The organism is Fructilactobacillus sp. X7R4C1 (assembly GCF_059901115.1).
In genome coordinates, this window is record NZ_JBWXVD010000003.1 from 130029 (window position 1) to 143851 (window position 13823).

The 13823-nt window shown below is 41.6% G+C and carries 10 protein-coding genes; 2 read left to right on the forward strand and 8 right to left on the reverse strand.

Annotated elements, in window-relative coordinates; all coding sequences use genetic code 11:
* Positions 1–2: 2 nt before the first annotated feature.
* Entirely contained in the window at positions 3–1607 is a 1605-nt protein-coding gene (locus AC6UC9_RS04585) for an Nramp family divalent metal transporter (RefSeq protein WP_500696980.1), read from the reverse strand.
* 112 nt (positions 1608–1719) lie between these two features.
* Between AC6UC9_RS04585 and AC6UC9_RS04590 the strand changes: the two genes are divergently transcribed.
* On the forward strand, positions 1720–2220 hold the full coding sequence (locus tag AC6UC9_RS04590) for an aminoacyl-tRNA deacylase (RefSeq protein ID WP_500701273.1): 501 nt from the start codon (positions 1720–1722) through the stop codon (positions 2218–2220).
* 34 nt (positions 2221–2254) lie between these two features.
* On the opposite strand, the gene AC6UC9_RS04595 is transcribed toward AC6UC9_RS04590, so the two are convergent.
* The 4 genes from AC6UC9_RS04595 to AC6UC9_RS04610 form a co-directional block, all read right to left on the reverse strand.
* On the reverse strand, positions 2255–2896 hold the full coding sequence (locus AC6UC9_RS04595) for an HD domain-containing protein (protein ID WP_500701274.1): 642 nt from the start codon (positions 2894–2896) through the stop codon (positions 2255–2257).
* Positions 2897–2975: 79 nt separating this feature from the next.
* Positions 2976–3947, reverse strand: coding sequence for an AEC family transporter (locus AC6UC9_RS04600; RefSeq protein ID WP_500701275.1), 972 nt, complete (start codon positions 3945–3947; stop codon positions 2976–2978).
* 133 nt (positions 3948–4080) lie between these two features.
* Complete coding sequence (locus AC6UC9_RS04605; protein ID WP_500696983.1) at positions 4081–5052, reverse strand: AEC family transporter; 972 nt, start codon at positions 5050–5052, stop codon at positions 4081–4083.
* A gap of 16 nt (positions 5053–5068) precedes the next feature.
* A complete protein-coding gene (locus AC6UC9_RS04610) occupies positions 5069–6724 on the reverse strand; it encodes a malolactic enzyme (RefSeq protein WP_500701276.1) in 1656 nt (551 codons plus the stop codon).
* 119 nt (positions 6725–6843) lie between these two features.
* Between AC6UC9_RS04610 and AC6UC9_RS04615 the strand changes: the two genes are divergently transcribed.
* Entirely contained in the window at positions 6844–7734 is an 891-nt protein-coding gene (locus AC6UC9_RS04615; RefSeq protein ID WP_500701277.1) for a LysR family transcriptional regulator, read from the forward strand.
* Between the two features lie 47 nt (positions 7735–7781).
* Here AC6UC9_RS04615 and adhE read toward each other — a convergent pair whose 3' ends face one another.
* The 3 genes from adhE to AC6UC9_RS04630 all read right to left on the reverse strand — a co-directional run bounded on the left by adhE (position 7782) and on the right by AC6UC9_RS04630 (position 13561).
* Positions 7782–10400 carry a bifunctional acetaldehyde-CoA/alcohol dehydrogenase gene (gene adhE, locus AC6UC9_RS04620; RefSeq protein ID WP_500694096.1) on the reverse strand — a complete coding sequence of 873 codons (2619 nt, stop codon included), beginning with the start codon at positions 10398–10400 and terminating at the stop codon, positions 7782–7784.
* Positions 10401–10611: 211 nt separating this feature from the next.
* On the reverse strand, positions 10612–12978 hold the full coding sequence (locus AC6UC9_RS04625) for an HAD-IC family P-type ATPase (RefSeq protein WP_500701278.1): 2367 nt from the start codon (positions 12976–12978) through the stop codon (positions 10612–10614).
* Between the two features lie 160 nt (positions 12979–13138).
* The gene (locus AC6UC9_RS04630) at positions 13139–13561 is read right to left on the reverse strand and encodes an Hsp20/alpha crystallin family protein (RefSeq protein WP_500694098.1); all 423 of its coding nucleotides are present in this window, start codon (positions 13559–13561) and stop codon (positions 13139–13141) included.
* Positions 13562–13823 lie beyond the last annotated feature (262 nt).

Below are 13823 nucleotides of genomic sequence, written 5' to 3' on the forward strand. Positions count from 1 at the left end.
AATTATTCGTACTGATCGACTTCTTTTTTCGCGTTCTTATGTTCCTCCATGAACCGTTTATTACTCTTGTACAAGTCCCAAACGACCCAAGTCAAGAGGGCCAGAACTAAAACAATCAAGATGTAGGCAATCCAGTTCCCCATATCAGTTTGAGCTGGAGTTGGATTATCACCAAAGAAGCTGACAATCTGACTTGGCAAACCATACAGATTCAAGAAAGTCAAAGCAATCACAGATGCCCAACCAGCAATTTTAACCCAAAGGGCATTAACGAACCGTTTTCCACGCATTTCAAACTTACTATCGGTAAAGATCAGAAGCGGCAACATGGAGAATGGTAAAGCAAACGCCAAGAAGACCTGTGAGTTGTTCATCAGAGTATTAAGCGCTTCATGCTCTTCAATGGCCGGTTTTCCACTACTCAAAAGGACACAAATAACAACTGGGATGATTGAAATGACACGGGTTACCAAACGACGAGCCCACAAAGGCATTCTCATATGGATGAAACCTTCCATAACAACCTGACCAGTCAAAGTACCAGTGATAGTGGAGTTTTGACCAGAAGCAAGCAAGGCCACGGCAAACAGGATTGAAAGGACTCCGGTTTTGGCAACACTTGCTAGTAATGGGTTGGTCATAAAATCAGGATTCTTTAAGGCAGCAAACAAACCAAAGAATGATGGGTCTTTAACGGCACCAGACTTGAAGACCGCCACCCCCATAATCAATAACAATGCGTTAACAAAGAACGCCATTGTCAATTGGATGTTGGAATCCCAAGCTGAAAATTTAACTGAGCGTGCCACTGAATCCTCGTCGTTATTATCAGTCTTACGGGTTTGCGAAATGGCAGAATGTAAGTATAGATTATGCGGCATAACGGTGGCTCCGATGATACCTAAGGCACCACTTAATGGAGTTTGACCACCTACAAATGGATGGGTTTGAACGGTTTTGATGTTTGGAACTAAGTTTAAGAAAACCTTTGACCACTGTGGGTTTGAAAGAGTTACTTCGTAGGCAAATACCAAGAAAATAACACAAATCAAACAAACAACAATGGCTTCAATCTTTCTAAATCCAATACTTGTAAGTAGTAACAGTACCAAAACATCAAGAACCGTAATTAAAACGGCAATCAACAATGGAATATGGAATAGCAAGTACAACGCAATCGCTGCCCCGATAACTTCCGCGATATCGGTCGCCATAATTGCTAACTCAGTTGTTATCCAAAGGATAACCCCTAATGTCTTACTACTTCTTGCACGAATCGCCTGCGCTAAATCCATTTGTGTCACGATACCAAGTTTAGCCGCCATGTATTGAAGTAACATCGCGATCAAACTTGAAATCAAGATAATTGACATCAGCAAGTATCCAAAGTTCTGACCACCGGTAATTGAAGTTGACCAATTTCCGGGATCCATGTACCCCACCGCAACTAACGCTCCTGGTCCTGAATACATGAATAATGTTTTCCAAAATCCTAATCCTTCAGGGACATCAACGCTTCCGTTAATTTCTTGGAGGGATTTACCATTCGCATACTCAATTAGGGCATGCTTTTTCTTTGGTGCTTTTTTTTCATCTTTCTCACTCATTTTCCTTTGCATCTCCTTCCACGTTGATTCTACATAAATAAGAATTAAAAGTAAATGAAATTTTTACTTATATTTTATTAATATGATAAAATACCTTCGAGAGGTGAGCCATTTGTCAAAGAAAAAAAAGAATCAAGTCCACAAAACCTTAGTCGAACAAATCCTTGAAAAACACCAAATTCCTTTTCAACAGATGATTTTTGCCACCCATCAAGAGGGAGACGTTCAACAGATTACCACGAACGAAGCTGACGTTGATCAACATTTAATCTATAAAACGTTAGCACTGACTGGAAAAACAACTGGTCCCGTCATTGGAGTGGTTCCTTTAGATGAACGCTTAAGTTACAAAAAGTTAGCCAAAGCTTCTGGCAACAAAAAAGTGGGCATGGTTCCCCTAAAAGACTTAGTTAATACGACCGGATATGAGCACGGTGCAAATACCCCCATCGGAATTTATGAACAAAAGGGTTATCCCATCTACATCGATGAAGAAGCCCAAAAACAGGGTGACATCATTGTGTCATCCGGTCAGATTGGTCGTTCTGTTAAAGTAAATGCTGAAGACGTCAAACAATTAGTCAACGGAACCTTTGCTGATATTACCGAATAAACTAAAAACGTCGATCCCTTCGGATCGGCGTTTTTTATCCATCCCATTCGTTTTTAAATTCAGCAACAAATTCACGCATGTACTGAGTTCTCTTCTTTCCAATTTGTTTAGCAGCATCGGTATTTAAATCGGAAGCAATCTTAAACAACTTTTCGTAAAAATGATTAATGGTAGTATCGTCAGTTGCGTTGCGATAATCTGCTTTAGTAGTTAAAGTCCGTGGCTTAATCATCGGATCATAAATGGTCCGATTATGTGCCCCGCCATACTGAAAGGCCCGCGCAATTCCAATCGCACCCAGAGCATCTAATCGATCAGCATCTTGAACGATTTGACCCTCTTTTGATAACGGTTGTTTGTGTTCAATGTTGTCACTAAAAGACATGTGGTTGATGATGTCCATCACCTGCAAAATCTCATCAGGACTAAATCCAAATTCTGCTAACCGCTCTTTGACTTCCTCCCTTTTAGCGTCCGGATCATCCACCAATTTATCGTCAAAAACGTCGTGTAAATAAGCAGCTGAAAGGGCAATCTCACCGTTAGCTGGTTCGGTCCCCATCAATTGTAAGACCATGTTTGCGACCCGTTGGATGTGGTCAAATCCGTGTCCACTCTTATCCTTACTCATGTTCTCTTTGGCGTATTCTTTTACCCTTGCAATTTTATCGTTCAAGTCTCTCACTCCTACTAAAATAATTTCCCACATTATAAATATATAACTAAAAAAGAAGCCATCCAATAGCTTCTTTTACTTACATAATAAAATTAATAATTTCCATCAGGATCGGAACCACGATAACAAACAACACGGTGCTGGTTACCACTAAATTAGTGGCGTAGTCCACGTCCCCGTGGGATTGACTAACTAAAATCGGCAAAACCGCTAGTTCGGGTGTTGCCGACTGAATTACCAACGTCCCAAACTCTGGAAGGGCCATGTTCACGCCAAAATGCATAAACGCTAAGAGGGTTCCAATCATGATTGCTGGCGCAACCACAAATCTTCCTACCAGTCCGGCAATGGTATCCTTATCAAAATGAATTGAAGATAAGCCGGCATCGGCTAAAATGATTCCAATGTAGATCAATGCTAACGGTGTCACTAATCCACCAATCATGTTGCAGGTCTTATCAATCCAAGCTGGCAATTTGACGTTCACGATCAAAATCCACGCCAAACCTAAGATAAATCCAACCAGTGGCGGCGGTAAAATCTGTTTGAGGGTAACCTTCTTTTTCTTTTTTCCCCTTTGTTTCGTTGGGTCATCTCCTGAAATGAAGAAGATTCCGATCGCCCAGGTTGAGACGGTGTTCATCACATAGTAGACCAAGAAATACGTCATCCCGGCGTTTCCAAACAACGCAATGTTTAAGGGTAATCCCATAAAAATCGTGTTGGCGTTGACCGACATGTTGATAAAGGCCCCTCTTCGACCCCTTCTGATCCTTAAAACAAAAACCAATGCGATTGCGATTACATAACCCAGGGTAAAACTAATCAACGTGTATAGTAGTCCGCCAACTAGTCCAACTAATTTTCCCCGATTCAAATTATCCAAAACGGAAATAAAAATCGAAACTGGTAAGGCAATGTTCATAATTAAGAACGAAACATTTCCCTTAAAACCATCCGTCATTTTGTTGGAACGACGAAGAAAATACCCTAAAGCAATAATAATAACAATCTCAGCGACACTCTCTAGTGAGGCAATAAATGCGGTCACTGTTTAATCCCTCCAATTAATTAATAAATGAAATTGTGCATACTTCTACGTTACCACTTTCAAACCGGGACCGTGGCATGGCACACAAAAAAGAAGCCAGATTGAACGTCTGACTTCTTTATTAATTACTTATCTATACGATAAAGTTGATAATGGCCATCAAGATTGGAACCACGATCACGAACAGAATCGTGCTGGTTACGACCAAGTTAGTAGCGTAATCAACGTCACCATGGGACTGACTAACCAGAATTGGAAGCACAGCCAAACCAGGGGTGGCAGATTGAATTACTAAGGTGCCAAATTCGATGTTTGGAATCCCAGCGCCGGTGTGCATGAAGACCAGTAAGGTTCCGATCATAATTGCCGGAGCAATCACGAAACGAGCAAGTAGTGCGGCAATGGAATCTTTATCAAAGTGAATTGATGAAAGACCAGCATCGGCCAAAATAATCCCAATGTAGATTAAGGATAATGGTGTTACAAGACCACCAATCATGTTACAGGTCTTGTCGATCCACATTGGCAACTTAACGTTAACAATCAGAATCCAAACTAACGCAACCAAGAAACCAATCAGTGGAGCTGGAAGCAACTTCTTCCAGTTAAAGTTCCCCTTGCTTTCACCCTTCTTCTTGGTGGGATCGTCTCCTGAGATGAAGAAGATTCCGATGGCCCAAGTTGAGATGGTGTTCATTACATAGTAAATCAGGAAGTAAGTCATCCCAGAAGTTCCAAACAGTGCCAAGTTCAAAGGCAGCCCAATGAAGATGGTGTTGGCGTTCACCGCCATGTTAATGAAAGTTCCCCTACGACCCTTTCTAATTTTTAGGATGTAGACTAGGGCAATTGCGACAATGTAACCTAACGCAAAACTAATTACGGTGTATAACAGTCCGCCAGCTAGCCCAACTAACTTTCCGCGGGTCAAATTATCTAATACTGATACGAAGATTGAAATAGGCAAAGCCACATTCATGATTAAGAATGAGATGTTTCCCTTAAAACTGTCGGCAAACTTGCCTGACTTTCTCAAGAAATATCCCAGTGCAATGACAATGACAATCTCAGCGACACTTTCTAGTGAAGTAATAAACGCTGCCAATGTAACATTCCTCCAATTATTTGTTTAAATTAGTTAAATCTGGGTATTTTGGATACCATTTTTCGTCATCAACGGCTGACTTAACGTCCGTAATCTTTTCTATAGTAATGTTTTGATCAACTGCGCTTTGAGCAACAGCAATCGCAACGGTCTCAGAGAATTCAGTTAACTGGTCAACTGGTGGCAAAATGGCAGCCCCAGGAACCGTTGAATCCACAATGCCACCAAGGGAATGAGCAGCAGCACTAATCATGTCGTCGTTAAGTTTAGTGGCGGTGGCAGCAATGGCACCTAACCCAATTCCTGGGTAGACTAAGGCGTTGTTAGCCTGTCCAATCTCATACTTAACTCCGTTGTATTCAACGGGTGCACTTGGAACACCGGTAGCGACTAAGGCACGACCATTAGTCCATTTGATCAAATCGGAAGCAGTTGCTTCAGCCAACTTAGTTGGGTTTGAGATTGGCATGATGATTGGACGGTCAGTATGAGCGGCCATTTCCTTAATAACATCTTCAGTAAATGCGCCGTGTTGAGTAGAAGTTCCAACCATGATTGATGGATGAACAGCCTTCACAATTGAGAGTAAGTCGGTCAGGTTTTCTGAGTCAGAGAATTCAGAACGACTTCTCGCAAACTCTTTTTGTCCAGGAGTTAGGTCGGACATGTCGTCAAACAAGAGGCCTTGCTTATCAACCATGTAGAAATGCTTCTTAGCTTCTTCCTCGGATAAGCCAGCTTGCACCATCTCTTCACAAACCCGCTCAGCAATTCCGACGCCGGCAGTTCCGGCACCAAAGCACAGGTACTTCTGATCGGTCATCTTTTCACCAGAAATCTTAAGGCCACCTAAGACACCAGCGAGGACGATAATTCCAGTTCCCTGGATGTCATCGTTAAAGACCAAGTAGTCATCCTTGTACTTATCAAGGATGTTTGAAGCGTTGGCACGCCCAAAGTCTTCAAAGTGCAAGTATAAATTAGGAAATAAGTCTTCTGCTTCTTTTACAAACTTGTCAACGAAGTCGTAGTACTTTTGACCGTAGTCGCGATCCTGGTGATTACCAAGGTAGAGTGGATTGTCGAGTAAACTCTTGTTAGTAGTTCCAACGTCTAAGACCACTGGTAGGACCTCAGATGGGTCAATGCCAGCAGCGGCACTGTAAACCATTAATTTACCAACTGGGATATCAATTCCTTGAGTTCCCCAGTCACCAATTCCAAGGATTCCTTCGCCATCAGTTACAACGATCAACTTGATGCTGCGTCCAGAAGCAGTGTTCTTCAAACTTTCACGGATCGTTTCAGGGTCATCGTGATTGATTGATAAAAACGCCGCGTTTTGTGGGTTAACGTACAGTCTGGAGTAATTTTCAATTGAGTCAGCGATCGTTGGGTCGTAAACGACTGGCATGAATTCAGTGACATGTTTAGCGAAGGTTGCATAGAATAGAACCCGGTTTTCGTTAAAAATACTCATCAAGTAGATGCGTTTTTCAAGGTCACTACCCTTGTGTTGGTATTCGTCATAAACGTTTTCAACCTGTTCGTCCAAAGTTTGAACGTTTGGTGGAAGCATCCCCACTAGTCCTAATGTCTTTCGTTCATCATCAGTAAATGCAGTCCCTTTATTGATAAAGGGATTGTTCAATATTTCTTCACCTTTAGCCATATTTTAAGACTCCTTTTTGTAGTAAAATAGTCTGTAATTGATTCTTTTAAATACTAATTCACTATCAAAAAGATAGTCAAACGCGATTTATTCATAAATTTAATTTATATGAGGCCATCATGAAGCTAAAAGATTTAATGTACTTCAACAAATTAACCGAGCTTAAAAATTACACCGACGTTTCCAAGTATTATCACGTTAAACAACCCACAATTACCATGGCCATTAAACGCCTAGAGGATAACTTCAACGTCGAATTAATTAATCGAAATCAGGCCCACCACCAAATTAAACTCACTAAGGCCGGCGTCGACCTTGAAAAACACGTCCAGGTAATTATGAAGGAAGTAGACAAAATTAACAACGAAATGGGCAACATCAGTGACCATGTCATTCGCTTTGGTCTTCCACCAATCATTGGGAACTACTATTTTCCCAAGCTGGCGTCTAAACTATTTTCACTTGGAATCCTAAATGATCTTGATAACTCAGAGAGTGGTTCCAAAAAGCTTTTAGGGGAATTAAAAGACGGTCGAATCGACTTAGCACTTCTAGGATCATCCAAACCGCTTGAAAGTAATGAGATCGACGCGACGATTTTAACCAAAGACCACTTCATGCTGGTCGTTAATCGACAGTCACCACTGGCAGACGCTCACTCCGTTAAATTTGCCGACCTCAAAAACGAAGAGTTTGTGGGCCTCTCCAGTGACTTCGTTCACACTCAGGTCTTTTCGGATCTGTCTAAGCTTCACGCCATTCACCCCAAAATTAAGTATCGTACGTCTGACATTGAGCTAGCCAAACAATTAGTCTCTGAAGACGTGGGGATCACCTTTCTGGTTAGTAAAGCCATTAAACCTTCTGACAACCTCGTTTCTATCCCCATTGACGATGAAGATTTACCCCCGTTTTATGTTTCGGTGGCCTTTCGTAAAAGTCACGTTCTTTCACCCGAAGAGCAAGAATTAATCAACGTTTTAACCAAATCAATTGCACAAAAAAAGTAGGAATTCCGTTTGGAATTCCTACTTTTAATTTTTTAATGACTTAGAAACTAAACTTCTTTGTCAGTTTGAGTCTCAACCCCAACACCTTCGTATTCGTCAAGAATCATCTTCTTGAGATCTGCGATTAGTGGTTCTTTCGGGTTAGCAGTTGTACATTGATCCGCATATGCCAGTTCGGCAAGATGATCGGCAGCTGCTTCTAACTCTTGTTTGCTTACACCTTGTGACTTCAGATCAAGTTCAACTCCAACCGAGTGAGCTAATTCGATGAAGCGGTGAACCAAGGCTTCCTTCAATTCTTCATTGGAGTTTCCAGGAAGACCAAGGTAGCGAGCGATGTTAGCGTAATCGTCGTCGGCTCTAAATGATTCGTACTTAGGCCATGTGGCAATCTTCTTTGGTTTCTTGAAGTTATATCTGATAACGTGTGGCAAAGTAATGGCGATGGCAAGCCCGTGGGTGATCCCAAATTGTCCACCAATCTTATGAGCAATTGAGTGGGTAATTCCAAGGAAGGCGTTCGCAAATGCCATTCCGGCGATCGTTGAGGCGGTATGCATCTTGTCTCGAGCTTCCATGTTACCGTTGTACGAGTCAGTCAAGTTATCAAAAATCATCTTGATGGCCTGAAGTGACATTGGACGAGTGTAATCTGACGCCATGGTTGAGACGTATGACTCAATCGCGTGAGTTAAGGCATCAAGTCCTGAGGCAGCAATGGTGCCCTTTGGTACCGTCTTAACAAACTGTGGATCAACAATGGCAACGTCAGGTGTCAAAGCGTAGTCAGCTAATGGATACTTAACGTGAAGCTTTGAATCAGTAATAACTGAGAATGGCGTTACTTCTGAACCAGTTCCAGAAGTACTTGGAATGGCAACCATTTGTGATTTTTCTGGTTTGTTGTATCTGTAAGCACGTTTTCTGATATCTAAGAACTTCTGTTTTGCACCGAAGAAGTCAGTCTCAGGGTTCTCGTAAATTAACCACATCATCTTAGCGGCATCAAGTGGTGATCCTCCACCAAGGGCGATGATGGTGTCAGGCTTAAAGGCGTTCATTTGGGTAACCCCAGCATTCACCATGTCAGTTGTTGGTTCACCATGAATGTCATCGAAGATGTAGTATTGGACGTCATCTTCTCTTCGGTTCAATTCATCTAAGACTTTGTCAACGTAGTGATATTTAACCATAGAAGGACTAGTAACAATAAAGGCCTTCTTAATACCAGGCATGTCGTGGAGGTAGCGAACTGAGTTCTTTTCGAAGTAGATTCGAGGTAGTTTAATCCATTGCATATTATTTCTTCTCTTTGCGATAGTTTTAATGTTCAACAAGTCATAATCAGTAACGTTATGGGAGATTGAGTTTTTACCCCATGATCCAGTTCCAAGCGTAAGTGATGGGGTCATGTTGTTGTACAAGTTACCAACTCCAGCAAGACCAGATGGTGAGTTAACGATCACTCTCGAAGCCTTAACGGCCACCCCAAAGTCAACGGCCAATTGATCATCTGAGGTTTGAATTGCTGCGGTATGGCCTAATCCACCGTAGTTTAGAAGCTCAGCACAAATTCTGAAAGCATCCTTGTGGTCTTTTGACTTGTAGACCGAAAGAACTGGTGATAATTTTTCCCCTGACATTGGGTACTTAGGACCAATTCCGGTCATCTCAACGGCAAGCACTTGAGTGTCTTCTGGGATCTTGATCTTAGCCATGTCAGCAATTTGTTGCGCAGTGGCACCAGCAATTGGACCCTTAACACTAAGACGCTTGCTGTCAAACATGGCGTCAGTTAATTTTTGTTTTTCTTTTTCTGGAACAAAGTAAACCCGGTTTAATTCGAGTTGTTCTTTTACATCTTTATAGATATCGGCATCGATTACCGCACTATTTTCAGTGGCACAGATCATCCCGTTATCAAAGGTCTTTGATAAAACGATATCGTTAACGGCACGTGGGATGTTGGCGGTTTTTTCAACGTAAACGGGACCATTACCAGGACCAACTCCTAAAGCTGGTTTCCCAGCGGAGTATGCGGCCTTAACTAATCCAGGACCACCAGTTGCAAGGGTAATGTCAACGCCAGGGTTCTGAATCAAAGCGTTCGTAGCTTCTCGACTAGGCTTTTCAATCCATTGAATGGCGTCCTTAGGTGCACCAGCTTTAACCGCAGCATCACGCACGATTCGAGCAGCTTCAATTGACGATTGAAGGGCTTGTGGGTGCAAACTAAAGATGATGGCGTTTCTAGTCTTCATTGAAATAATTGCCTTGAATAAAGTAGTTGAGGTTGGGTTAGTAACTGGAGTGATTCCAGCAATAACACCGAGTGGTTCAGCAACTTTAATCAGGTCATTTTCAGAATCTTCTGAGATGATCCCAACGGTTTTATCATTACGAATATCGTGCCAAATTTCTTCGGTGGCAAACAAGTTCTTAATGGCCTTGTCTTCTTCAACACCACGTCCGGTTTCTTCATAAGCCATCTTAGCTAATTTTTGGTGGGCGTTAACCCCAGCAAGTACCATGGCGTGGGTAATCTTATCAACCTTATCCTGGTCGAAATTACTCATCTCATCTACGGCAATGCGTGCTTTTTGAACTTTGGCATCAATATTCTTATCGATCTCTTCAACATTGGGTTGTTGCTTTGCATCTGTCATACTTCCAGCCTCCAATATTTTCTTGTTATTTTCTTCACAACTAATATCATATCATCATCTTTTTCAAAAAGCAATGGTTCATTGTTATTTTTATCACTTATTATTCTGACGGTTATTAAACTCTTAAAAAATAATTAATTAATTTGACGAATGCTATTGTTAAATAATGCACTAACTGTTAATTAAAAAGACAAATAACGCCCTCATGACGCTATCTGTCTAAATCCTTATTTGTTAAAAGTTTATGTCTAACTAATCTGACACACTTTTGCACCCCAACAAATGTGAAATCAGTTGTAAGAGCTAATAATAATCCAATTCCTCCGACTGACCACGTAAAGATCGTGACCAACGAGAAAATTTTACCAAGAAAGATGAACACCGCCAAAAAGAGTGTGATACTCAAAACGACGATGGTTAGTTTGTAGCGGTTAAATGGTCGACAAACCATTGTCAAAGCCAACCAACAAATGACCCCAGTAATCAAAACACTCAGTGATGAAGTAATTGAGGTGAATAGTCCAAAAATATCGCCAATCACACCAATCACTAAAATGTAGAAAACGACACTTAGTGCGGCTGGAAGTGAAATTTCATAAATGTTAGAAGCAAAGCGGTCCTTTAAAGCTCGATAATTCGGTTCAAGCGCCAAGAGAAACGATGGGATTCCGACCATTAAGTCATTAATCGGAGTGAGTTGAATTGGTTGAAACGGATAGTTTCTGGCAAAAAACAGAAAGAGCACGCTGAGCATGACCGAGAACATGGTCTTAATCAGGTACAGGCAGGCGATGCTATCAATGTTGTTAATAACCCTCCGACCTTCGTTTAACACTTTAATAAGGGCGTCGAAGTTGGAATCAATAATCACAAAATCGGCAATACTCTTGACACTTTCAGATCCTGATGCCATTGCGATTCCACAGTCTGACTGCTTTAAGGCCAGTAAGTCGTTGACCCCATCACCAGTCATGGCAACCGTCCGACCGTTTTCTTGTAGCGCCTTAATTAGCCGTTGTTTCTGGTCGGGTTTGACCCGTCCAAACACCACGTACTGCTTGACCAAATCACGATAGTTGGCGTCGTCTTCAATCGTCGTCATGTCAATGTAATCGTAGGCATTGTGAATGCCGACCCGATTGGCAATGCTTGAAACGGTGACCGGATCATCGCCAGAGATGACCTTTAAGTCCACCCCCTGGTTATAGAAAAACTGCAGGGTTTCAGAAGCGTTCGGTCGAATGACGTCTGTAATCAAGATTAAGGCAATCAGTTCACTACCAGCGATACTATCCTCGTTTAATTGGTCCACTTTTGCGAGCGCAATGACCCGAAAACCCTGTTCGGCGTAATGCTTAACTTCTTGTTGTTGCTTGTCAGTTAGATCCAAAATGAACTGAGGTGCTCCGAAGACGTATTTGCCTTTGTCGTCTAACTCGGCCCCACTCCACTTTCTCGCTGAAGAGAACGGCACGATCATACTAGCAGCGTACGGGTGCTGCTTGAACTCATTTTTAAGCGCTGAAGCGGTCTCGTTATTGTCATCAATTTCATGGACCAAAGAGCCCATGATTTCGGCAATTTGTTGATCAGTGTAATTAGGAGCTTCTTTCACCATCTGTTTAAATTTCAATTCGCCACTGGTAATCGTCCCGGTTTTATCCAGGCAGATCGTGTTCACCCGTGCCAGAGTTTCAATGGAAGAAAGGTCTCTGACTAAGACCCGTTTTTTTGCCAGGTGATAGGCAGAAATTGCGAGGGTCACTGACGTCAAAAGAACCAACCCTTCCGGAATCATCCCAATCATGGCCGCCACGGTTCCCAGAATGGCATTATTAACGCTCACCCCGTGCATCAAACGGGAAACAAAAAGTGCTACTCCAAGTGGAATGATAATAAAAGTCAGAATTTTGATGATTTTTTTAATCAGCGAGATTAAGACACTGTTCTTACTCTTGTCGGTCTTAGCCTGGTTTGTAATCGTGTTAACAAAGGTCTCATCGCCAACTTTAGTTGCAAGCATGAAGGCTTTTCCACTAACCAGAAAACTGCCAGACGTCAGTTCATCTCCGGTGGTTTTCTCAATTGGATTGGATTCACCGGTGATTTGAGACTCATCAACCTCAATCCCCTTGGTTTGTTTTACGACTCCGTCAACTGGTACCTGGTCCCCACGATCCAGTTCAACGATGTCTCCTAAAACAATCTGGTCCGGTTGAATAAGTTCAATTTTTCCGTTCCGTCGAACTTTGATCTTGTTCTGAGACAACAACGCCATTTTGTCAACCTGGCGCTTAGAACGAATCTCCTGAAAGATTCCGATGGTAGTGTTCGCTATGGCAATCACCAAGAACAACATGTTGATATAGCTACCAGTATAGAATACTAGCGCACCAAGAACTACGTTGATTACGTTAAACAGCGTAAAGATGTTTTCCACCAAGATCTGTTTCACAGACTTCGTTAGTGGTTTAGGCGCCGTATTCTTATAACCGTCTGCCACCTGTTGTTTAACTTCCGTACTCGTTAGTCCCTCACTCGGATTCACGTTATTAATATCGATCTGGTCACTTGCCACAGTTACACCTCCTTATGTAATTAATTCATTTCTAATTAATATTGTATAAGAAGGAATTAAATTTTGCACCACTAATGAAAGAAAAGCGCAAAGCTTTAAAAATAGTTAAAAAAAGAGATGGTCCAACCGGATCATCTCTTAACACTTAGTCTAAATTAAATTAGTCAATTTCAACGTGATGGTTTTGGGTTTCATCATCTTGTGATTTTGGCAAAGTAATGGTCAAAACACCGCCATCGTAATCAGCTGAAATCTTGGTCTCATCAACATCAGGGATGTAAAACGAACGGTTAACGTCACTTGATGAACGTTCTCTACTTAAGATCCGACCATTGTCACCCTTATTTTCCTTGTCAATGTCATGAACAGCATGAATTGATAGGGTATCGTTATCATAACTAATGTCAATATCATTTTTTCTAAAGCCAGGTAATTCTGCCTTTACGACGTAGTCATCGCCTTGGTCTAAAACATCAGTTTTCATTCTGTTGCTTCCAGCAACTGAGTTTAATAAACTCTTGCCAAAGTCGCCAAAAAAGTCATCCATTGGATCATAACTAGCTTTTCTTAAATCGTTTGCCATAACTAAAACCCCTTTTTATTATTTTATTTGCTAATCTCTTAGCACCCTCTATACTAGGATGGATCGTCCCTTTCACACAAGAAATTAGCTCATAATTGGGGGAAAAAGTGCTACTTACAAAATAACTTTCGTATTAACCGTTAATTTTTCCTCGAAACCGTAAAATCAAACATTTTTCGTAACATAATAAGGAATTTATTTTAATAAATTGCTTCCATTCAAACGGCTTTATGATAAAATCAATTAATTATGCCGCTCATCT

Excerpts from the sequence above, each read along its gene's own strand:
- AC6UC9_RS04585 (WP_500696980.1), bottom strand. The coding sequence starts at position 1,607 with ATGAGTGAGAAAGATGAAAAAAAAGCACCAAAGAAAAAGCATGCCCTA.
- AC6UC9_RS04610 (WP_500701276.1), bottom strand. The coding sequence starts at position 6,724 with ATGGCTAAAGGTGAAGAAATATTGAACAATCCCTTTATCAATAAAGGG.
- AC6UC9_RS04615 (WP_500701277.1), top strand. The coding sequence starts at position 6,844 with ATGAAGCTAAAAGATTTAATGTACTTCAACAAATTAACCGAGCTTAAA.
- adhE (WP_500694096.1), bottom strand. The coding sequence starts at position 10,400 with ATGACAGATGCAAAGCAACAACCCAATGTTGAAGAGATCGATAAGAAT.
- AC6UC9_RS04630 (WP_500694098.1), bottom strand. The coding sequence starts at position 13,561 with ATGGCAAACGATTTAAGAAAAGCTAGTTATGATCCAATGGATGACTTT.